The organism is Mycobacterium sp. 236(2023) (assembly GCF_029623955.1).
Classification (GTDB): Bacteria; Actinomycetota; Actinomycetes; order Mycobacteriales; family Mycobacteriaceae; genus Mycobacterium.
On the sequence record NZ_JARSBP010000002.1, the window covers coordinates 1,290,630 to 1,312,318 of the forward strand.

Below are 21,689 nucleotides of genomic sequence, written 5' to 3' on the forward strand. Positions count from 1 at the left end.
TCAGAAGCTGTGCTGCGGGCCCTGGGCCTTTTTGTACAGCGCCTTGAGCATGCGATCGCGGAACGCGGCGTTGTCGATCAGCTTCACGCCGGCGTTCGCCAGCTTCGGCTGCCCGATCAGCTTGTGCATGTAGCGGCCACGCTTGTACTCCCGGCCCCACGCCGCTTCCATCCGCTGCGCGTAGTTCGTGAAGTCGTCCGGCCCGCCGTTGGTCAGCGCGGCCACCGCGCATTCACCTGCGGCCAAACCAGATTCGAGCGCCTTGGAGATACCCGCACCCGAAGCCGGCTTGCCTGCACCCAGCGAGTCGCCGGTGAACAGCACGCCAGGTCGCCACGGCGGCCACGCCGTGAAGCCCATCGGCAGTCGCCACGCGCGCACGCTCTTGTTCTTCTTCAGCTCTTCGATCGGCGGCAGCTCCCATTCGCGCGGCAGGGTGCGCAGGAAGTCGCCGAGGAACTGGGTCGCATTGATCGACTGCCAGTTCTTGTAGCTGTTCACATAGCCCAGCCCGATGTTGAAGATGCCGTCGCCCATCGGGAACACCCAGCCGTAGCCGGGCAGCTGATCGCCTTCGAACATCAGCTTGAGATAAATGTCGAGCGAATCGGAATCGGCCCGGTTGGCGGGCATCTCCGAGCGGATCGCGATCGCGGAGTAGCCGTTGTACTCGGAGTCGATCTTCAGCGCGCGCTTGATGGGGGAGTACGCGCCGTCGGCGGCGATCACCGCATCGCCGTACACCTTCTCGCCGCCCTTGAGCACGACTCCGATGACGCGGCCGTTGGCGTCGAACTCCGGGCCGGACACCTCAGCGCCCTGGCGGATCTGGGCGCCGGCGGACTCGGCGTGCTTGAGCAGCACGGTGTCGAGGTGTTCGCGGCTGACCGTGTGCCCATGATCGGGCATGCCGGGGCGCTTCGGGAACGACAGCTCCCAACGGCTCGGGCTGAACACCGTCACCCGGTTCACCCGGTGGTAGGTGGCCACCTCATCGGCCAGGCCCATCTTCTGGAGGTAGCTGACCGCGCGGGCCGTCAGGCCGTCGCCGCAGGGCTTGGACCGGGGGAACTGTGCCTTGTCGCAGACCAGCACATTGGCGCCTGACTGCGCGGCCTGCCACGCTGCGGCGGCGCCGGACGGTCCACCACCTGCGATGACCAGGTCGTATCGCTGCGTCATAGATCTCTCTCGTTGAGCGGCTGTCGCAGGAGATAGTACCCGCCGAGACTGAACGTGCACGGCGAGGTCTGGGCTGGTCAGCGGCACCGAGCGGGTACAGTGAGCGCGTGCGACGAGGGTCGAGAGCGCGCGTTGGCGAGGAACCGGGTGTCAAAGTGGACGCCCGCAGCGAGCGCTGGCGCGAGCACCGCAAGAAGGTGCGCTCCGAAATCGTCGACGCCGCCTTTCGCGCCATCGACCAGTTGGGTCCCGAGGTGTCGCTGCGAGAGATCGCCGAGGAGGCCGGCACCGCCAAGCCCAAGATCTACCGCCACTTCACCGACAAGTCGGATCTGTTCCAGGCAATCGGGCAGCGGATGCGCGACATGTTGTGGTCGGCCATCTTCCCCACGATCGACATCGCCAAAGATCCGGCGCGCACCGTGATCCTGCGCGCCGTCGAGCAGTACGTGCGGCTCGTCGACGAGCACCCCAATGTGGTGCGGTTCCTGATGCAGGGCCGGTTCGCCCAGCAGAGCGAGTCGGCGATGCGCGCGCTCAACGAGGGTCGCCACATCACGCTGGCGATGGCCGACATGTTCAACAAAGAACTGGCCGAGATGGAATTGGATTACGCCGCATTCGAACTCGCCGGGTTCGCGACGTTCGGTGCCGCCGCGTCGGCCACCGACTGGTGGCTCGGGTCAGACCGGGACAGCCCACGCCGGCTGCCGTCGGAGAAATTCGTGGAGTACCTGACGACGATCATGATGGGGTCGATCAACGGCACTTGCGAGGTACTCGGTATCAAGGTCGACCCCGATGTGCCGCTCCACGAGGGTGTCAAGCGCCGCGAACAGGTCGCCTGACTTTCATCGCCGAGACTGCGTCCACGCAGCAAAAGTGCGAGAACAGATCTGCCGGAATGCAATTTCGGCGCATGACGCACGTATCCGGTACCGGCGTTCCCAGGTACCATCGCCGTCATGACCTTGGCGGAACACGCTGACGCGACGACCGAGACCACGCCGGTGCGTACCCGCGCGCTGATCATCGGCTCCGGGTTCTCCGGCCTCGGCATGGCCATCGAACTGCAGAAGCGTGGCGTCGACTTCCTGATCCTGGAGAAGGCCGGCGAGATCGGCGGCACGTGGCGGGACAACACCTACCCCGGCTGCGCCTGCGACATCCCGTCGCACATGTACTCGTTCTCGTTCGAGCCCAAACCGGACTGGACGCACATGTGGTCGTTCCAGCCCGAGATCCAGGAGTACCTGCTCGGCGTCACCGCCAAGTACGGGCTGCGACGCTCCATCGAGTTCGGGGCCGAGGTCGACCGGGCGATCTGGGACGACGACGAGCTGCGCTGGCACGTCTTCACCAAGGACGGTCGCGAATTCATCGCACAGTTCCTGATCTCCGGCGCCGGCGGCCTCCACATCCCGCTGGTGCCCGACTTCGACGGCCTCGACGAATACCTCGCCGCGGGAGGGTCGGCCTTCCACTCCGCGCAGTGGGATCACGGGGTCGACATCGCCGGCAAGAAGGTCGCCGTCATCGGCACCGGCGCCAGCGCCATCCAGATCGTCCCTGAGATCGTCAACGACGTCGGCGAACTCCAGCTCTACCAGCGCACCCCGGCCTGGGTGATGCCGCGACCGAACAATCCGATTCCGGACGCGATGCAGCGTGCGTTCACCAACGTGCCCGGCACCCGGGCGGCGATGCGCGCAGGCATCTACTGGTTGCACGAGGTCGTCGGCTTCGCGATGACCAAGCAGCCCCGGTTGCTCAAGCTCGGTGAGATGGCAGGCAAGTGGAACATCCGCCGCTCGGTCAAAGACCGCGAGCTGCGGCGCAAGCTGACCCCCGACTACCGTGCCGGCTGCAAGCGAATCCTCAACTCCGACACCTACTATCGAGGCATCGCCGACCCGAAGACCGAGGTCGTCACCGAAGGGATCGCCCGGTTCACGCCTCGGGGCATCGTGACGTCCGACGGGGTGGAGCGCGAGGTCGATGTGGTGGTCTTCGCGACCGGGTTCCACGTCACCGACTCCTACACCTACGTCGACATCAAGGGCCTCAAGGGCGAGGACCTCGTCGACCGCTGGAACCGTGAGGGCATCTCGGCGCTACGGGGCATCACCGTCGCCGACATGCCGAACCTGTTCTTCCTGCTCGGGCCGAACACCGCGCTGGGCCACAACTCGGTGGTGTTCATGATCGAGTCGCAGATCCGCTATGCGGGTAAGGCCATCGCCGCGGTCGAGAAAGCGGGCGCCCAGGTGCTGGCACCGACCCGTGCCGCCCAGAACGACTACAACGACGAGTTGCAGGACGACCTGACGGGCACCGTGTGGAACACCGGCGGCTGCCGCAGCTGGTACTTGGACGACCACGGCGTCAACCGGACGCTGTGGAGCGGCATGACGTGGCAGTACTGGCTGGCGACCCGACGGTTCAAGAAGGCTGAGTACACCTTCCGCTGACCTGGCGTTCGGCGCGACCGGCGCGACACGCCAGGCACAACATCTCGTGTTGCCGCGCGACGTCAGGCACCAGGGGTAGTGTCAACGGAGCCGGTCGGATCAGACGGGCACGACTACTTTTCGCAGGTGAAATGGGGTTCTTGTGAGCGATGGCATGAAACTGATCGACCGTGTCTCGGCCATCAACTGGAACCGCCTGCAGGACGACAAAGACGCTGAAGTCTGGGATCGCCTCACGGGTAACTTCTGGCTCCCCGAGAAGGTGCCGGTGTCCAACGACATCCCGTCCTGGAACACGCTGACCGCGCACGAGAAGCAGCTGACGATGCGGGTCTTCACCGGCCTGACGCTCCTGGACACCATCCAGGGCACCGTCGGCGCCGTGAGCCTGATCCCCGACGCGCTGACCCCGCACGAAGAGGCGGTGTACACCAACATCGCGTTCATGGAGTCGGTGCACGCGCGCAGCTACTCCAACATCTTCTCGACGCTGTGCTCGACGAACGAGATCGACGACGCGTTCCGCTGGTCCGAGGAGAACCCCAACCTGCAGCGCAAGGCCGAGATCGTCATGCAGTACTACAAGGGCGACGAGCCGCTCAAGCGCAAGGTGGCTTCGACCCTGCTGGAGAGCTTCCTGTTCTACTCCGGCTTCTACCTGCCGATGTACTGGAGCAGCCGGGCCAAGCTGACCAACACCGCCGACATGATCCGGCTGATCATCCGCGACGAGGCCGTGCATGGCTACTACATCGGCTACAAGTTCCAGAAGGGGTTGGCGCTGGCCGACGAGTCCACCCGCCAGGAACTCAAGGATTACACCTACGAGCTGCTCTTCGAGCTCTACGACAACGAGGTCGAGTACACGCAGGATCTGTACGACGAGGTCGGGCTGACCGAGGACGTCAAGAAGTTCCTGCGCTACAACGCGAACAAGGCGTTGATGAACCTCGGCTACGAGGCGCTGTTCCCGCGCGACGAGACCGACGTCAACCCGGCGATCCTGTCGGCGCTGTCGCCGAACGCCGACGAGAACCACGACTTCTTCTCCGGGTCGGGCTCGTCGTACGTGATCGGCAAGGCCGTCAACACCGAAGACGAGGACTGGGACTTCTAAGGGTTGCCCGGGCGGTGAGGCGCTTCTGCTGGCTGGCGTCCAATCTGTGTGCTAGACAAGCACCCATGATCGGTGCTGCCGTCGGCGGCTTCGTGGCCTGGGGGAGCTGGCGATGACCGAGCCTGTGAGCGACGCGGTGGAGGAACCTGCCCCCGAGCCGAAGCCATCCACCTGGCGGGTGCTCGTCAGCGCGCTGAGCCCGAAGACGGTGTGGCACATGGCCGATGGCCAACCCGTGGTGCTCAAACAGTTTGTCCAGTTCTGCCTGATCGTCGTCTACCCCGGCTGGGTACTCGGAATCCTCGGCTGCCTGGCGGTCTACGGTCTGTTCTACATCACGGTGTATCCGGTGCTGTGGGTGCTGTTCTGGCCGATGCGGGCGTGGATGAAGAAGAACCGGCCTGAGGAATACGCCGAGAGTCAGCGCAAGAAGTAGCGCTACCGGAGCGCGTGCTCGGCGGCCCTGCGCCCGGAGAATACGCAGTCGGACAACGACAGTCCGCTGACATACGAGTTGGCGCAGATGCCGACCGCGGTGCGGCCTGCGGCGAACAAGCCCGGGATGGGTTCTCCCGACGGTGTTTTCACCGCGCCGGTGTCTTCGTCGACGACGAGACCACCGAGGGTGAACATCGGGCACGGGTTGATCAGGCTCGGTTTCACCGAAATCGAGATCAGCGAGAACGGTCCGCGACCCACGGGGCGGACGAACTCGGCGGGTTTGCCCATCGGGTCCGGGTCGCCCATGGTGGCCGCGACGTTGTGCGCGTCCACCGTTCGACGCAGACCCTCGGGGTCGACGCCGGCTTTGCGTGCGACCTCGGCGAGAGTGTCGGCTTCGACGCGGTCGACGCGCAGCATGGCTTCCATCTGAAGACGCTGAAACCAGATCGCCTGACGGGCAAGGTCTTTGCGCGCCCGCCGCAGGAGTTCGTCATCTGCCAGGATCCAGCCGCGGCCACCGTGTTCCTGGATCATCGCGTGTCCGACCGCGGCGCCGTATCGGGTTTCGTCGATGAATCGCTGTCCCTGCTCATCGACGATGAGTGCACCGAGGAAGGCGCTCGGGGGAGTGATGAAGCGCCACGCCGAGACGTTATCGAGACGGTCGACGGCCGCGCCGATGTCGGTCGCCAAGCGCATTCCCGCTCCGTCGTCGGCGGAGGTGCCGAGCTGCAGTCCGTCGAGATACTCGGGCGCGTGCTCGGCGATCAACTCCCGATTGGCGATGTATCCGCCGGTCGAGAGGATCACCGCTTGACGGGCGTGGATGACGACCTCGCGCCCATACTTTCGCTCCAGCCCGTGCATGAGCCTGTCCATCGCAGCCCGCAGCGGCGGGTAGTAGATGCCCGGCTTGATCGCCAGCGCGGCGTAGCGACGGTATCGGGACCGGACGCCGCGCGGAGCTTCGACGAGGGTTCGGACGCGGACTCCCACCACCCGCCCGTCCGCATCGGTGAGCAAAGATGTTGCGCGAGTATGGAACTGCGTGCGGACACCGAGGCGCTGCGCTGATGCGGCGAGTGGCTGGTAGATCTTCTTGCCCGACGCACCCGCCCCTCTGGCGCGGTGGCCCCGCTGGACCGGTGGGGTGACGGCGCGGAACCGGCCGGAGTTCTCGCTACCCGAAAAGTACAGGTAGTACTTGTTGTTCGGGTAGGACGTCTTGTACGGGCACAGAGACGCCTCGAACGGCACGCCGTGCCCGCTGAGCCAATCGATCATCGCCGGGCTGGAGTCCACGAACCGGCGCAGAGTCTCGGGTCGGACCGCGTCGCCGATCTCGGCTTCCAGGTAGGCATACATCGCCTCGGGGCTGTCGGAGATTCCCGCGTCATGTTGCACCCACGTCCCGCCGCCGGCGTAGATGATGCCCCCGGACACCTGGGTTGTGCCACCGCCGTCGAACCGGTCCACGGCGAGTACATCGGCACCGCGCGACCTGGCCTCCAAGGCGGCGCATACCCCGGCCGCGCCGTATCCGACCACCACGACATCAGCGTGAAAAGCGTCCATACCCAATTCCTAAACTCCTAGTTTGTACTCAAAGTACAAAGTCGGAGTCTAGCGCCTCGTACACTGCGTGTGTGAGCGAGCAATCCCGGCGGCAGGTTCCGGCCTCGGTCGCGACGAAGCTGTACGCCGCGTCCGACGTCATCGCGGCCAAGGGGCTCGAGAACACGAAGATCGAGGACATCGCCAAGGCGTCCGGAGTGCCCAAGGCCACGCTGTACTACCACTTCGCCGGAAAGGACGAGATCCTCGCCTTCCTGCTCAAAGACTCGCTGGCAGTGATGGCAGCAGAAGTGGCCGACGCCGCCGACTCCGCGGGCTCGGGCCGGGACCGCCTCGCGGCGGTGATCCGCGTGCACGTCCAGCACACCATGCGCAGGCCCGGCTCCAGCCGGGCGCTCGTCGGCGACCTCGGCCGCGCGATCCGGCTGCCCGAACTCGCGACAGCGGTCCAGGAAGTTTTCTACGACCCCATCACCAGAGTGCTTCGGGCCGGTGCCGAAGACGGTTCGCTGCGGGCCGTGCGGGATCCGGGAAGTGACGCCGTCAGCATCTTCGGGGCCGTGATCCTGACGGCCATGCTGCACAACGTCATCGACTCCGAAACGTCCGAGAAAACGGTCGCCGACGGCGTCGTCGAGCTGTTGATGAACGGGTTGGCGCCGTCAGGCTGATCCGTTCACCGGGATGATCGCGCTGATCTGGGTGCCGTCGCCGGGACGGCTCGTCACCGTCAGCTCTCCCGACAACGCCTCCACCCGGTCGCGCAAACCGACCAATCCCGACCCGCCGCCGGCGGAAGCGCCGCCCGCCCCGTCGTCGGAGACCGAGAGGTGCAGCAGACTGCCGCCGTCGGAATCCTCTGTGAGCTCGACCCGGACGGTGACCGACTCGGCATTCGCATGCTTGGCCGCATTCGTCAATGCTTCTGCGGCAACGTAATACGCCGCCACCTCGACGGGTTCGGGCAGGCGTTGCTCGACGTCGACATCGAGGTCGACGGGCACCGGCGACCGGCGCGCCAGATTCCGCATCGCCGGCCGCAACCCACCGCGTGACAGCACCGCAGGGTGCAGACCCCGTGACAACTCCTGCAGATCGGAATGCAGCCCGGCAAGACCGTCGACCACCGTGGACAGCTGCGACCGCAACTCCTCGTCGCCTTCGGCCGCCGCTTCGGCAGCGCGCAGCTGCAGGCTCAGCGACACGATGCGCTGCTGGGCGCCGTCGTGGAGATCGCGTTCGAACCCACGCCGGGCCTCGTCAGCCGCCGCCACGATGCGTGCTCGGGATGCGGTGAGCTCCGCCCGCGTCTCGGCATTGGTGATGGCCGTCGAGATGAGATCGGCGAAGTCGCGGATGTGTGCCTCGGCGGTATCGGGAATGCCGTGCGGGACATACGATCCGACGAGCAACACGCCGCGGGTTCGGCCGTCCACGATCAGCGGGGCCCCTGCGCCCGCGCGCACCCCGAACCCCCGCAGCCGGGGCGCGATCCGAGCCGACGTCGTGTCATAGTCGTCGATGCGAGCCGGGTTTCCGGTGCGGCGGACCTGATCGCTGACGGTGCCGTCCTCGATCGAGAAACGCTCTCCGACATCCCATCCCGACTCGCCACCACGATTCAGGCCGGCCAGGACGACGCCGACATCGTCGGGTTCGAAGGCGGCCAGCGTGACGTGCTCGACCCCGAGGCTGTCCGCCAGCTCCGCCACGGCGACCTCGTAGACATCCTCCAACGCGGCACCCCGGGCCACCAGCGTGGCGACCCGCCGCAGAGCCGCCTGCTGAGCCCGCGTCGCCCGAAGGCGGTCCTGTTCCTGCCTGCGCTCCGTCACATCGCGCGCCCCGCCCAGCAGCACACCGTGATCGAAGACGACATTCCATTCCAGCCAGCGCACGGTTCCGTCGCGTTGCCGGCACCGATTCTCGAACTGGATGGCGCCGTCTGCCCCGGGCACCGTCGCCAGCGCGACGCGTGTGGTGTCCCGATCGTCGGGGTGGATGAAATCGACGAGCGGACGGGCGACGAGTTCAGCCGCCGAATACCCCAGCGTCCGCTCGAATGCCGGATTGACGCGGGTGAGCCGCGCGGCGCCGTCCTCGGCTTCGGTTCCGGCAGGCGAGACACCGAGAAACAGCAGATCCGTCGCGACCGCGAAGAAGCGCTCCAACTCGCGGCGGCTGACTTCCAGCTCCGCGGTCATTCCCTCGCGGTCGCACGCGGCAGCCAGAAGCGCCTGCAATGCCGGCACCATGCGGTGCACCCGCCGCACCGAGGCCGGGCGCAGACCTTTCGGGACGAGAAGTGTTCCGGTGAGCTCTGTTTCGTCACGGAGCTCGATGACGATCTGGTCAGCGCCCGGTTCGGCGGACCCGACGGACAACTGCGCGTACGGAATTCCGAGCACGTCGGCCAGACGCCGGCCTGCGTCGTCGAGCGCCGGGCCCAACGCGGGCGCTCGCAACATGACCCGGGCCAGGTCGGCAGAGAGGTCGGCCTCGCGGCGCCGCTGCTCGGCCTCCGCGGCACGTAATCGAGCCTGGCCGACAAGCCCATTGGTGAGGAACGCCAGCGTGAGAAAGATCGCCAGGGCGGGGGCGAGGCTGTCCTGCCCCTCCAGATGCAGATACGCATAGACCGCGGCGCTGGCCAGCGAGGTGGCGATCGACAACCCGATGCCCCACCCGGCAGACACCACCAGCACGCCGAGCAGCAGCAGGGCGCCGAACGCGTTCTCGGGGGCGATCTTCTTGAGCGCGAAGACCGTGAGCACCTCGGCGGTGAGTAGGACCATCGCGACGGCGATGCCGAGGCCCAGAGGCCGAGCCGGGGAGCGCACGACCTGCTCGAGGAAGCGGGCCGGCTTTGATTGCCAGGTCACCGACAGATGGTAATCGGAGAAGATTCCCGTTAACGGGAATGCCATCGGCGCTTGCGGCTGACAAGCTCGAAGCATGAGTCCGCGCTGCCTGATCGTCGATGACAGTGCCGCCTTCCGCGATGCCGCCCGCGCCATGCTCGAACGCGGCGGAATCGAGGTGGTCGGCATGGCCTGCGACGGTGCCGAGGCGATGCTGCAGGCCGAAGAACTGCGGCCCGACGTGGCCCTCGTCGACGTCGACCTGGGCGCCGAGAGCGGCTTCGACGTCGCCGCGCGCCTGAAGGACGTCGCGGTGATCCTGACCTCGACCCACGACGAACAAGACTTCGCCGACCTGATCGCGGCAAGCCCGGCGCTGGGTTTCCTGCCGAAATTTGCGCTGTCGCCCGGGGCCGTGCGGGAACTGCTCGACAAGCAGCCCTAGCGCGATTCCAGATACATGATCACGGCGCGCACGCGGCGGTGATTGTCACCCGTCTCGGGCAGATTCAGTTTGGTCAGGATGCTGCGCACGTGCTTTTCCACGGTGCCCTCGGTCACCCACAGCCGACGGCCGATCCCGGCATTCGACAAGCCCTCCGCCATCAGCGTCAGCACCTCGTGCTCGCGCGTCGACAGCGCCGCCAGCGGATCGTCGCGCTTGCGCGCGGACACCAGCTCCGCCACCAGGGCCGGGTCGATCACGGATGCACCGTTGGCGATCCGCTGCAACGTCTCGACGAAATCGGTGACGTCGGTGACCCGGGTCTTCAGCAGATAGCCGATCGCGTGCCCGCCGGCCAGAAGCTCCATCGCGTGGTCCACCTCGACGTGGGCCGACAGCACGACGATGCCGATCTCAGGAGACTCCTCGCGGATCACCCGCGCGGCGTCGAGCCCCTCGTTCGTGTGCGTCGGTGGCATGCGGATATCGGTGATCACGACATCCGGTTTCTGCGCGCGGACCGCGGCCAGCAGCGCCTCGCCGTCGCCCGCCTGCCCGGTGATCTCGAATCCGGAACGATCCAGCAGGCTGGCCAGCCCCTCGCGCAGCAGCACATCATCGTCGGCGACGACCACTTTCAGGGCACCCATAGCGCCACATTCTCGCACCGCGAGCCGAAACGGCAGTGCTACCGCGCGGAATGGGGGCTAGCGGTAACCACAGAGTCCCGGCAGTAGTGACGACGCGGAGGCTGCTCATCCGCGAAGCTGGAGCCATGGCACATTCCGTCGGGCGATCCGTCAACCGCGTCGACGGAGTCGACAAGGTCACCGGCGCCGCGCGCTACACCGCCGACACCCGAATCGACGGGGTGCTCTACGCGGCGCTGGTGCAGTCCCCGATCGCGCACGGTCGCGTCACTGCCGAGTCCGTGTCTGAGGCGGAGCGACGGACCGCCGCCCGGGCTGGGGTGCAGCATGTGCTGACGCCGCTGAATTGTCCACGGCTGCAGGCACTTCCGGAGGCGCTGACGTGGGATTTTCCTCTCGAGCGCCGGCCGCCGCTGTCCGACCTGACCGTGCAGTACGCCGGCCAGCACATGGCGCTTGTGGTCGCGGATTCACCGGAGAACGCGACCGAGGCCGCAGCCACGATGGCCTTCGATTACGTCGAATCACCCGCCCAGTTGAGTGCTGCCGACGTGTGGGCCGGGCCGCCGGCGGATGACACGCCAGGTGCGATGATCCGCCACGGCGCCTATCGCCCAGACCATTTCGTCAAGCTCGTCGAGGAGAAACTGCAGGATCGCCGCGGGCCGGACGCCGCGCCTGCCGGGACCACCGTCGAGGCGACGTACCGGACGCCCCTCAATGCGCACTATCCGATCGAACTGTCGGCGACGATCGCGCACTGGGACGGCGACCACCTGACAATTCACGACACCACACGGTGGATCGCCGGCGAGCGTCGCGTCCTGGCCGCCTATCTCGGCATGCGCGAAGACCACATCCGGGTGCTGTCGCCGTTGGTCGGAGGGGCATTCGGTTCGAAGAGCTTCCTGTGGATGCATGTGGTGCTGTGCGCGGTGGCCGCCCGCGCGGTGGATCGCCCGGTCAAGCTGGTGCTGACCCGCGACCAGATGTTCACCTCGACCGGACACCGGCCGCGGACCGAGCAGCGCGTCGCGCTCGTCTGCGGCACCGACGGATCGATCGCGAGCACCGAGCATCACACGGTGACCGAAACATCGACCGTCGCGCACTTCTGCGAGCCGGCCGGGCTCTCGTCACGATTCCTATACCACTCGCCGCGGCTGCAGGTGACGCATACGGTCGCGCGGATCAACGCGCCCACACCGTGTTTCATGCGGGGACCGGGGGAAGCACCCGGCCTGTTCGCGTTGGAAGTCGCGATGGACGAATTGGCGTTTGCGACCGGACGGGATCCCGTGGCGCTTCGTCTGGCGAACCTGGCCGATCGCGATCAGACCAACGGCCGTCCGTGGTCTGCCGCGCACCTGGCCGAGTGCTACACGGCCGGGGCGGAGCGATTCGGCTGGGCCGGGCGTCCCGCCGAAGCGAGGGCCATGCAGCGCAACGGTGTTCGTGTGGGCTGGGGGATGGCGACCGCCACCTACCCGGGCCGCAGGATGCCGGCCGGCTGCCGTGTCGAGACTGGCGACGACGGGCGGATCCGGTTCAGTGCCGCGACGCATGAGATCGGCACGGGCGTGCGGACTGTGATGGCTCAGTTGGCCGCCGACGGCACCGGTCTGCCGTTGTCCCACGTGACGTTCGACTCGGGCGACTCAGCGTTCCCGGACGCCCCGTACAGCGGCGCCTCCCAAACCACCGCGACCGTCGGCACGGCCGTCCACGGCGCTGCTCAGGAGTGGCGGCGGCGATTCGAGAAGTGGCTGGCGGCCTCCCGTCCCGGGGCGCACAGTCCGGTCAGCGGACCAGACCTGGCAGCGGCGATTTCCCGAGGAGGCCCCGAACTGGCTGCGCTGCTGAGCTTTACACATCACACCGACGATGTGCCCGACGACCGCGTGGTGTCGCAGTCGTTCGGCGCCCACTTCTGCGAAATCGAGGTCGACGAACACATCGGTCGGGCCACGGTCACCCGCTGGGTCGCGGTGATGGACTGTGGGCGCGTGCTCAACCCGAAGCTGGCCACCAACCAGATCATGGGCGGCATCACGTTCGGCGTGGGAATGGCGCTGTTGGAGCGGCTGCCCTCCGATCCCGCCACCGGGCAGATGATCGGCGAGTACTACGTCCCCACGCATGCCGACCGGCCGGCGTTCGACATCACGTTCGTCGACGGCGCGGACTACGGGCTCGATCCGATCGGCGTGCGCGGGATCGGGGAGATCGGGGCCTGCGGCGTACCCGCAGCGATCGCCAACGCGATTCACCACGCAACCGGAAAGAGGTTGCGGGAACTGCCGATAACCCTGGAAGCCCTATTGGAACCATTCGAGGAGCAGTGGTTGTGACACCGTCCCGCCATGTCCGGCTGACCGTCAACGGGGTCGGCAGAGAAGCCGATGTCGATGTCAGGTCCACATTGCTCGATCTGCTGCGGGAGCGACTGGCTCACACGGGCACGAAGAAGGGCTGCGATCACGGTCTCTGTGGTGCGTGCACCGTGGAGGTGGACGGCGAGCGGGTGCTGAGCTGCCTGACGCTGGCGGTGTCGATCGACGGTGCGGACGTCGGTACCGTCGAAGGTCTCGCCGGCGACCGTCTCGACCCGCTGCAGGAGGCGTTCATCGAGCACGACGGTTTCCAGTGCGGTTACTGCACGCCTGGTCAGCTCTGTTCGGCGCGCGCGATGCTACGGGAACACGCGCGCGGCGACCTGTCCGCGGCGTCCTTCGACGGCCCGTCCAGTGACGTCGTCAGCGGTCCCGAAGCCCTGTCGGAGAATGAGATTCGGGAACGGATGGCAGGCAACATCTGCCGTTGCGGTGCCTACGCCAACATCGTCGCCGCGATCGCCTCGGTGTGCCTTCCATCATGAAGGTCTTCGACTACCGGCGCCCACAGACGCTGTCCGAGGCGATCGCGAGCGGATCGGTGCCCGGCGCCCGCTACTACGCCGGCGGGACGAACCTGCTCGATCTGATGAAGTCGGGCGTCGAGAATCCCGACGTGCTCGTCGACGTCCGCCGACTCGGCCTCGACACGATCGCCGAAACCCCTACCGGTGGCGTCCTGCTCGGCGCGGGCGCCACGAACAGCGCTGTCGCGAACCACACACTGGTGCGCACCCGGTATCCGATGCTCTCGCAGGCCATTCTGTCGGGCGCCACCACACAGATCCGCAACATGGCGACCATCGGCGGAAATCTCATGCAGCGCACCCGATGCCCGTACTTCATGAACCCTTCATTCGCGCAATGCAACAAACGGACGCCCGGGTCGGGTTGCGGTGCCCGCGACGGATTCAACCGCGAACATGCCCTTTTCGGCACCGAGTCGCCGTGCGTCGCAGTCCACCCCTCGGACATGGCCGTGGCCCTCACTGCGCTGGACGCCGTGCTCCACGTGTCCGGGCCGGACGGGGCACGAGCACTTCCGATCGGCGAGTTCTTCCTGACACCAGGCGCCGAACCTCATCGGGACAACGGTCTCCGCACAGGCGAGATGATCCTGTCCGTGGAATTGCCACCGTCTCCGTTCGGACCGAGAACCTGGTATCTGAAGGTTCGCGACCGGCACAGCTATGCGTTCGCGCTGGTGTCCGTCGCCGCCGCGCTGCACATCGACGGCGGCGAGATCCGATCAGCGGCGGTGGCTCTCGGTGGCGTCGCCGCAATGCCGTGGCGAGTGCCTGCGGCCGAATCCGTGGTGATCGGCAAGCCGCCGCGGCGAGAGACCTTTCTGGCGGTCGCCGAGGCGGCCCTCGCCGGGGCAACACCGTTGAGCCAGAACGGTTTCAAGGTCACACTGGCGAAGAACAGTGTGGTGCGTGCACTGACCCGGGCCGCGGAAGTCTAGGCGCGCTCGTGGCTGTCCTCCATGACGGTTCGCCCGATCTCGGCGTACGCCTGCGGACGCGAATACCGAAGCCACAGCGCGTAGACCAGACCGACGACGAACACCGCGAGGATCATGTACGGGCCGACTTTGAACACCTGCGAGTTCGCGGCAAGCCCGGCGGCGAAAGCGCGGTTGTCCCACAACAGCCACACGACATACAGCATCGCCACACCGCCGATCGCGGGGCAGATCAGCGTGGTGATGACGTTGCCGGAGTGCGTCTTGCGGGCCCAGAAGTACGAGATCACGGCGGCTGAGCAGATCGCCTGTACGAGCAGGATCGCGGCGGTGCCGATCAGCGCGAGCAGGCCGTAGATGTTCACATACGGGACCAGCGCCGGAGTGTCCACGGGGATGCCGTCGGCGTCGGGGACCTGCACCGCGGTGAAGCCGGCGAACAACAACACGATCACCAACGTGATGACGCTCTGCAGCGTGGACGCGATGTACGGCGATCCGTGCTTGGGGTGCGCGGCGCCGATAGTCTTCTGCGCTGTGAGAGAAGGGATTTCGCGCCCGAGAGCGAACAGGTAGCGCGACGCCGCGTTGTGGAAGGCCAGCGCGCAGGCGAATGAGCCGATGACGAGCAGGATCTTGTAGACGTCCAGCAGGAACCCGCCCAGGTTGGTCTCCACCAGTCCGAAGAACAGGTCGAGCGGTGAGGCGCTGATCGACGCCTCCACCGACGCCTTGGCGCCGTTGCCCGCCAACACCATCGCCGAGATGAACGTGTAGAACAGTCCGAGTCCGATCACCGCGATCAGCGTGGCCCGCGGGATGATCTTCTTCGGGTTGCGCGACTCCTCGCCGTACACCGCGGTGGTCTCGAACCCCACCCAGGACCAGAAGGCGAAGAACAGGCCGATCGCCATCGATCCGGCCGCCGCGGCCGTTCCAAACGCGCCGCCGGGCAGGCCTTCAAACGCCCTGTTCAGCAGCACGGTCTTGTCGAGCATGAACCCGTCGGGACCACCGCCGGAGAAGATCACGGAGAACGCCAAGGCGAACAGGATCAGCACCTCGGCCACGAGCGTCACGCCGAGGATGGCGGCGGTGAAACTGATGTGGAAGTAGCACAGCGCGGCGATGATCAGGATCGCTCCGACAGCGAAGACGAGCCACGGAATGTCCACTCCGACAATCGTGTTGAGCGCGTCGTTGGCGAAGTAGGCACACCCGCCGATGAGCGATCCCTCGAAGACCACGTAGGCGAAGGTGGCGAGGAAGCCGCTGGCCATGCCCCACACCTGACCGAGGCCGTGGGAGATGAAGCCGTAGAAGGCTCCCGTGGTGGTGATGTGTTTGGCCATCGCGACGTAGCCGAGAGCGAACAGCGTCAGGATGATCGTCGCGAAGAGGAACCCGGCGGGCGCGCCGAGCCCGTTGCCGTAGCCCACCGCGATCGGTGTGTTGCCGGTCATCGCGGTGATGGGCGCCGCGTTCGCGACGGCCATGAAGATGACCGCCACCATGCCGATCGCGCCTTTCTTCAAGCCCGCCGGTGCGGCGGGCTCGACGGCTGCGGAATCAGTCGCCATCTAGGTCTCCTGCTTCGAATTGCGGTGAATCGAGCGCCTGCCGCGCTGCAGACCGAAGAGAGCCTTGCACTGTATAGACCATGCAACAACCGTGGTCACTCACTCTTAACAGAGTTCCCAGCGACCTTTCAGATTGGTGTTGCGCCGCGCTCATGGCGCTCACGAAGACAGGAGGCGACACTGGTTGCGTGAGCGCCATGTCCTTGCTGCAGTCGATTCTGAACTGGCTCCGCGCCGGCTACCCGGAGGGCGTTCCGGGCCCGGACCGGGTACCGCTGTTGTCGCTGTTGCGCGCCACCCCACTGACCGAAGAGCAGGTCAAAGAGGTCATCGGAAATCTGACGGGCGGTGGCCCGGCGGCCACTGCGGACGGCCCCATCGACACCGATGAGATCGCCGCCTTCATCAAAGACGTCACACACCACGACGCGGGGCCGGAGAACGTTGCGCGGGTCGCGTCACGGCTCGCGGCGGCGGGCTGGCCGCTCGCCGGTGTCGACACCGACACATCCTCGAAAGAGGGCTGACGCCAACAGAACACAGCTCGGCCCGCACCACGCGGAGGTGGCGCGGGCCGCGTGCTGCGTCAGCGCAGGGATTCGGTGTCGATCACGAACCGGTAGCGCACGTCGCTGGCCAGCACGCGCTCGTACGCCTCGTTGACGTAATCGGGTGCGATGATTTCGATCTCGGGAGTCACGTCGTGTTCGGCGCAGAAGTCGAGCATCTCCTGGGTTTCGGCGATGCCGCCGATCAGCGACCCGGATAGCCGGCGGCGGCCGAAGATCAGCGCTGCCGCAGGCACTTCCATCGGATGTTCGGGCATGCCGAGCTCCACCAACGTGCCGTCGAGCTTGAGCAGGCCGAGGTAGTCCTGCAGGTCGAGGTTCGCCGACACCGTGTTCAGGATGAGGTCGAAGGAACCCTTCAGGCTCTTGAACGTGTCCCGGTCACTGGTCGCGTAGTACTCGGAGGCGCCGAGTCGCAGGCCGTCTTCCATCTTCTTCAGCGACTGGCTGAGAACCGTGACGTGAGCACCCATCGCAGCGGCGAGCTTGACGCCGAGGTGCCCGAGACCGCCGAGGCCGATGACGGCCACCTTGGTGCCTGGGCCCGCATTCCAGTGCCGCAGAGGTGAATACGTGGTGATGCCGGCGCACAGCAGGGGAGCGGCCTTGTCCAACGGGATGGAGTCCGGGATGTTGAGGACGTAGTTCTCGTCGACGACGATCGCGCCGCTGTAGCCACCCTGCGTCGGCTGGCCGTCGCGTCCGGTGCCGTTGTAGGTGCCGATCATGCCGGGGTTGTTGCAGTACTGCTCTTCGCCGGCGAGGCAGTACTCACACTCGCGACAGGAGTCGACGAAGCATCCGACACCGACGCGGTCGCCGACCTTGAACTTGGTCACGTCCGATCCGACTTCGGTGACGATCCCCGCGATCTCATGGCCAGGAACCATGGGGTACTCGACGCCGCCCCATTCGCCGCGCACCGTGTGGATGTCCGAGTGGCATACGCCGGCGAAGTGGATGTCGAGTGAGACGTCGTGAGGGCCGACGTCGCGGCGGGTGATCGTGGTTTTGCTCAGCGGCTCGGTCGCCGAGGGGGCTGCATAAGCGGTAACGGTGCTCATCTCAATCTTTCGGTCATCTTCAGTGGTATTCGCCTACCCCGTTACGAGGCGCGACAAAACGTTCCGCGCCGTTGCGGTCTCATCCGAAAAAACGTACAGAGTGTCCAGGTTCATTCCGATCCTGTAGGCCGAAGATAGTTGCGAACGTCACGCCGACGCGATGTCAGAGAAGCCCAGGACACGGAGGCAGGCGTCCGCGACGTGCACCGGAAGCTGTGAGCGCTGGACGCCGTCGGCCGTCGACCACATGTTGACCAGCGACTCGACCAGCCGGAACGGCAGGTCGGCGGCCGCCTCGTCGACACCGGTATGCCCCACGATCGTGAGGCTCAACTGCAGGTAGTGAAGGCGGAGCCGCTCACGCTCGGAGAAGAACGGCTCCAGCCGCGCGTCGCGAAGCTCCGGTAGAAGGTACAGCGCGCCGAGGTTCCAGCGACCGCTGAGCAGTTGCTGCCCGTCGAACGCCGCCAGTGCATGCAATTGCTGGGCTTCGGTGAGCGCCGGCCGAGCATCGCGAAGCGTTGGGAGGAACGCGAGCGTGGGTGTGACCGTCTGGCTCAGGAGCGCGCAGAGGATGTCGTCTTTGGTCTTGAAATAGTGATAGAGCGACGCCTGCCGGATGCCCACGGATTCGGCGATGGTGCGGGTGGAGGTCGCCGCGTACCCGAGGGTGGTGAACAGTTCGCCCGCGGCATCGAGGATTTCGTCTCGCGCAGTGGTGCCCGGACGGCGTTGCGCGTGCAGACGCGGCCGGCCGGCGCGGGCGAGAGGCATGGTCCCATCGTCGCCCACGGAATCGATCAACGGCAGGCTCCCAGATATCTGTCACGCGATAGAAACGTCGGATACGCGCCGGTTACCCCGGGCGTCAATTGGTTACGCCAGCGACACCCACCGGTGTCGCCTCTCGGCAAAACTGTCAACCGACAGGCAGGCGACGCAGTGGCGGGTCGCACGAGTGTCTTCTACCCCCTGGAGTGCTCTGATGGGAATCACGGTATCCGCGGTCGACCCGCGCGCGGTGACTCCTGGGATGCCGACGACCGCTCCGGTGGCGACGGTCGGCGACCTCCACGTCACGTTTTCCAGAAGCGGGCGCGACATTCACGCGTTGCGAGGCGTCTCGCTGTCCATCGCGCCTTCGGAGATCCTGGGTCTGGTCGGCGAATCAGGTTCCGGTAAAAGCGTTTTGGGCTTCAGCATGCTGGGGTTGCTGCCCGAGCAGGCCCGTACTGACGGCAGTGTGCGGGTGGCCGGATCCGACATGCTGAAGGGGATGCCCGAGTTCGAGGCGAAGACCCTGCGCAAAGTGCGTCGACTGGATCTCGGCGCTGTGTTCCAGGACCCGATGACGTCGTTGAACCCGACGATGCGGATCGGCAGGCAGGTTGCCGAGGTCACGGGCAGCGAAGAGGAAGCGCTTCGCCTGCTCGGCGCCGTCGGGATTCCCGACCCCGAGCGGCGGATGCGGTCCTACCCTCACGAGCTCTCCGGCGGGCTGAGGCAGCGTGTCATGATCGCCATCGCCATCGCCGGCGATCCCGAACTGATCGTCGCCGACGAACCGACCACCGCACTCGACGTCACCGTGCAGGCGCAGGTGCTGCGCCTCCTGCAACGCCTGCGGGACGAAATCGGCTGCAGCATCGTGCTGATCACTCACGACCTCGGTGTCGCGGCAAAGATCGCGGATCGGATCGCGGTGCTCTATGCCGGCCGCATCGCTGAAATCGGGCCGACTGCAGAGCTTCTCGGACATCCGGCGCACCCGTACACCCACGGGCTGCTGCGATCCAGGCTGACGCTGGAGACCGCCCGTGACCGTCGCCTTGCCGCGCTACCGGGGTCGGTACCGAGTCCGGTGACGCCGCTACCGGGATGTGCGTTCGAACCTCGGTGCGAGCTGGCCACTGACGAATGCACCAAGGCTCCGCCGGACCCGATTGCGGTCGGCGCCGATCGGGTCAGCGCATGTGTGCTGCCGATGGCGCAGGTCACCGCACGGTTGGGAGCTGCGTCGACCACCACCGACGAGCCCGTCCCGTCCCAGCCGTGCGGTGACGACGCGGCGCATCCGCCGTCGGTGGAACTGCGGGACGTGATGAAGACGTTCTCGGTGTCGCGGCGCTGGCTCGACCGCTCCGCCGACAACCACGGCAAGCTGCACGCGTTGCGCGGCGTCTCGCTGCGCGTCGAACATGGCGAGTCCGTCGCGCTCGTCGGCGAGAGCGGATCCGGCAAGTCCACGCTGTTGCGGGTCATCGCGGGGCTTGAGAAGGCGACCTCGGGGGAGGTCGCCCTCGCGGGTGACACGCGGCCGCAGATGGTGTTTCAGGATGCGGGCGCGTCACTGACGCCGTGGCTGTCCGTCGGAGAGCTGATCGGCGAACGCCTACGGGGCAGCGGGATGTCCCGCGTCGCGCGGGCCGACGCCGTCGCAGCCGTGCTGGAACGCGTGGGCTTGTCCGGCGAGGTCGCGAAATCGCGTGCGGGTCAGCTCTCAGGCGGGCAGCGACAGCGGGTGGCGCTCGCGAGGGCGACCGTCGTACCGCCGTCGGTGCTGCTGTGCGACGAACCGACCAGCGCGCTCGACGTGTCACTGGCGGCGTCGGTGCTGAACCTGATCAGTGACCTGCGCCGAACCCTGGACATGTCGGTCGTTTTCGTCACCCACGACCTCTCGGTGGCGCGGGTGATCGCCGACCGCATCGCCGTCATGTACCTCGGGCGCATCGTCGAGCTCGGCCCGGCCGACCAGGTGATCGGTGACCCGACCCACCCGTACACCCGTGCGCTGGTCGACTCCATCCCCGACCTCGGTCGCGAATCCCACGTTCTGGCAGGCGAACCCGCAAGCCCGCTGTCGCCGCCCGACGGATGCGCCTTCCATCCGAGGTGCCCGATCTCCGTCGACGCCTGCAGTGGAATCGAACTCGACGTCCGGCTCGAGGGCTTCCCCGGCCACCCGCATCAGGTCGCCTGCATCGAGCGGAAGGCGGTCTGATGGCTGTCGCCCTTCCTGCCGCTCCGGCCGTCCGCGGCCGCGAACGCCGCCTGTTGGCGCTGCCGCAGTCGCGCTCGACGGTGATCAACTGGGTCGGTTTCTCGCTGGTGATCGTCGTGACTCTGGTCTGCGTCGCGGTTCCTGTGCTCGCGCCGTACGACCCGCTCACCCCCGCTGGGATGCCGCTGCAACCACCGGGCACCGACGGTTTCCTGCTCGGCACCGACAGCATCGGCCGCGACATCCTCTCGCGCGTGCTCTACGGAGCACGATCGAGCTGGTTCGCCGCCCTGGCCGTCGTCGCGATCGGCGTTGCGATCGGCGGTTTCGTCGGGCTCGTCGCGGGGACCGCGGGTGGCTGGGTGGACACCGTGCTGATGCGCATCACCGATGCGTTCCTGTCCATCCCCGCGCCGGTGCTCGCGATCGCTGTCGTCGCCGCGTTGGGGCCCGGGTTCCTGCACACCCTGTTCGCGGTGTCGATCGTGTGGTGGCCGTTCTATGCGCGACTCGTGCGCGGAGAAGTGGCCAGGCTGGCCGCGCGGCCGCACGTGGAAGCGGCGAAACTCGCAGGGGTGAGCCCGCTTCGGCTGGCGGGCAGGCACCTGCTGCCCGGCGCCGTGCCCAACACGCTCGTCGCGGCCAGCCTCGACATCGGCACGCTGATCCTGACCCTGGCCGCGCTGTCGTTCCTCGGCCTCGGACAGGCCGCCCCGGCGGCGGAGCTGGGCGCCGACTCCGCCCGCAACCTCAGTTATTTCCTGCAGCAGTGGTGGATTCCGGTGATGCCCGGCCTCGGCGTGCTCGTACTCGCGCTGGTCGCCAACGTCGCGGGGGACTGCCTGCGCAACCTGATGAAGACGAGCTAG

19 protein-coding genes are annotated in these 21,689 nt (G+C 66.7%); 12 read left to right on the forward strand and 7 right to left on the reverse strand.

Annotated features, from left to right (window positions below; genetic code table 11):
• Positions 1-1,182, reverse strand: a complete 1,182-nt coding sequence (locus P9A17_RS08700; protein ID WP_278038145.1) for a geranylgeranyl reductase family protein — start codon at positions 1,180-1,182, stop codon at positions 1-3.
• A gap of 107 nt (positions 1,183-1,289) precedes the next feature.
• On the opposite strand from P9A17_RS08700, the gene P9A17_RS08705 reads away from it, so the two are divergent.
• The 4 genes from P9A17_RS08705 to P9A17_RS08720 all read left to right on the forward strand — a co-directional run bounded on the left by P9A17_RS08705 (position 1,290) and on the right by P9A17_RS08720 (position 5,206).
• Positions 1,290-2,030, forward strand: a complete 741-nt coding sequence (locus P9A17_RS08705; protein WP_278038146.1) for a TetR/AcrR family transcriptional regulator — start codon at positions 1,290-1,292, stop codon at positions 2,028-2,030.
• A gap of 117 nt (positions 2,031-2,147) precedes the next feature.
• Positions 2,148-3,653, forward strand: a complete 1,506-nt coding sequence (locus P9A17_RS08710; protein WP_278038147.1) for an NAD(P)/FAD-dependent oxidoreductase — start codon at positions 2,148-2,150, stop codon at positions 3,651-3,653.
• A gap of 142 nt (positions 3,654-3,795) precedes the next feature.
• Positions 3,796-4,770: a class 1b ribonucleoside-diphosphate reductase subunit beta gene (gene nrdF, locus P9A17_RS08715; protein ID WP_278038148.1), complete on the forward strand. Its 975-nt coding sequence runs from the start codon at positions 3,796-3,798 to the stop codon at positions 4,768-4,770.
• 112 nt (positions 4,771-4,882) lie between these two features.
• A complete protein-coding gene (locus P9A17_RS08720; RefSeq protein WP_278038149.1) occupies positions 4,883-5,206 on the forward strand; it encodes a hypothetical protein in 324 nt (107 codons plus the stop codon).
• A gap of 2 nt (positions 5,207-5,208) precedes the next feature.
• Here the strand turns inward: P9A17_RS08720 and P9A17_RS08725 are convergent, their stop codons facing one another.
• Positions 5,209-6,789 carry an FAD-binding protein gene (locus P9A17_RS08725; protein WP_278038150.1) on the reverse strand — a complete coding sequence of 527 codons (1,581 nt, stop codon included), beginning with the start codon at positions 6,787-6,789 and terminating at the stop codon, positions 5,209-5,211.
• A gap of 71 nt (positions 6,790-6,860) precedes the next feature.
• Here P9A17_RS08725 and P9A17_RS08730 point away from each other — a divergent pair, with 71 nt between their 5' ends.
• On the forward strand, positions 6,861-7,460 hold the full coding sequence (locus P9A17_RS08730; RefSeq protein ID WP_278038151.1) for a TetR/AcrR family transcriptional regulator: 600 nt from the start codon (positions 6,861-6,863) through the stop codon (positions 7,458-7,460).
• Here the strand turns inward: P9A17_RS08730 and P9A17_RS08735 are convergent.
• Positions 7,452-9,584 (reverse strand): PAS domain-containing protein, encoded by a 2,133-nt coding sequence (locus P9A17_RS08735; protein ID WP_278038661.1) that lies wholly within the window; start codon positions 9,582-9,584, stop codon positions 7,452-7,454. The genes P9A17_RS08730 and P9A17_RS08735 overlap by 9 nt on opposite strands.
• Positions 9,585-9,744: 160 nt before the next feature.
• Here P9A17_RS08735 and P9A17_RS08740 point away from each other — a divergent pair, with 160 nt between their 5' ends.
• A complete protein-coding gene (locus P9A17_RS08740) occupies positions 9,745-10,095 on the forward strand; it encodes a response regulator transcription factor (RefSeq protein WP_278038152.1) in 351 nt (116 codons plus the stop codon).
• Here the strand turns inward: P9A17_RS08740 and P9A17_RS08745 are convergent.
• Positions 10,092-10,745, reverse strand: a complete 654-nt coding sequence (locus P9A17_RS08745) for a response regulator transcription factor (protein ID WP_278038153.1) — start codon at positions 10,743-10,745, stop codon at positions 10,092-10,094. The two genes, P9A17_RS08740 and P9A17_RS08745, sit on opposite strands and share 4 nt — an antisense overlap.
• 125 nt (positions 10,746-10,870) lie before the next feature.
• On the opposite strand from P9A17_RS08745, the gene P9A17_RS08750 reads away from it, so the two are divergent.
• The 3 genes from P9A17_RS08750 to P9A17_RS08760 are packed head-to-tail and all read left to right on the forward strand — an operon-like array spanning position 10,871 to position 14,603.
• Positions 10,871-13,096, forward strand: coding sequence for a xanthine dehydrogenase family protein molybdopterin-binding subunit (locus P9A17_RS08750; RefSeq protein WP_278038154.1), 2,226 nt, complete (start codon positions 10,871-10,873; stop codon positions 13,094-13,096).
• Positions 13,093-13,623: a 2Fe-2S iron-sulfur cluster-binding protein gene (locus P9A17_RS08755; RefSeq protein ID WP_278038155.1), complete on the forward strand. Its 531-nt coding sequence runs from the start codon at positions 13,093-13,095 to the stop codon at positions 13,621-13,623. The genes P9A17_RS08750 and P9A17_RS08755 overlap by 4 nt, the downstream gene beginning before the upstream one ends.
• A complete protein-coding gene (locus tag P9A17_RS08760) occupies positions 13,620-14,603 on the forward strand; it encodes a xanthine dehydrogenase family protein subunit M (RefSeq protein WP_278038156.1) in 984 nt (327 codons plus the stop codon). Before P9A17_RS08755 ends, P9A17_RS08760 begins: the two co-directional genes overlap by 4 nt.
• Here the strand turns inward: P9A17_RS08760 and P9A17_RS08765 are convergent.
• Positions 14,600-16,183 carry an APC family permease gene (locus tag P9A17_RS08765; RefSeq protein WP_278038157.1) on the reverse strand — a complete coding sequence of 528 codons (1,584 nt, stop codon included), beginning with the start codon at positions 16,181-16,183 and terminating at the stop codon, positions 14,600-14,602. The genes P9A17_RS08760 and P9A17_RS08765 overlap by 4 nt on opposite strands.
• Before the next feature lie 188 nt (positions 16,184-16,371).
• Here P9A17_RS08765 and P9A17_RS08770 point away from each other — a divergent pair, with 188 nt between their 5' ends.
• Positions 16,372-16,710: a DUF3349 domain-containing protein gene (locus P9A17_RS08770; RefSeq protein ID WP_278038158.1), complete on the forward strand. Its 339-nt coding sequence runs from the start codon at positions 16,372-16,374 to the stop codon at positions 16,708-16,710.
• A gap of 59 nt (positions 16,711-16,769) precedes the next feature.
• On the opposite strand, the gene P9A17_RS08775 is transcribed toward P9A17_RS08770, so the two are convergent.
• Together P9A17_RS08775 and P9A17_RS08780 are read right to left on the reverse strand one after the other, a co-directional pair.
• Positions 16,770-17,816, reverse strand: coding sequence for an NAD(P)-dependent alcohol dehydrogenase (locus P9A17_RS08775; protein WP_278038159.1), 1,047 nt, complete (start codon positions 17,814-17,816; stop codon positions 16,770-16,772).
• 147 nt (positions 17,817-17,963) lie between these two features.
• The gene (locus P9A17_RS08780) at positions 17,964-18,590 is read right to left on the reverse strand and encodes a TetR/AcrR family transcriptional regulator (protein ID WP_278038160.1); all 627 of its coding nucleotides are present in this window, start codon (positions 18,588-18,590) and stop codon (positions 17,964-17,966) included.
• A gap of 259 nt (positions 18,591-18,849) precedes the next feature.
• Here P9A17_RS08780 and P9A17_RS08785 point away from each other — a divergent pair, with 259 nt between their 5' ends.
• Together P9A17_RS08785 and P9A17_RS08790 are read left to right on the forward strand one after the other, a co-directional pair.
• Positions 18,850-20,820: an ABC transporter ATP-binding protein gene (locus P9A17_RS08785; RefSeq protein WP_347403836.1), complete on the forward strand. Its 1,971-nt coding sequence runs from the start codon at positions 18,850-18,852 to the stop codon at positions 20,818-20,820.
• Positions 20,820-21,689: an ABC transporter permease gene (locus tag P9A17_RS08790; RefSeq protein ID WP_278038162.1), complete on the forward strand. Its 870-nt coding sequence runs from the start codon at positions 20,820-20,822 to the stop codon at positions 21,687-21,689. Before P9A17_RS08785 ends, P9A17_RS08790 begins: the two co-directional genes overlap by 1 nt.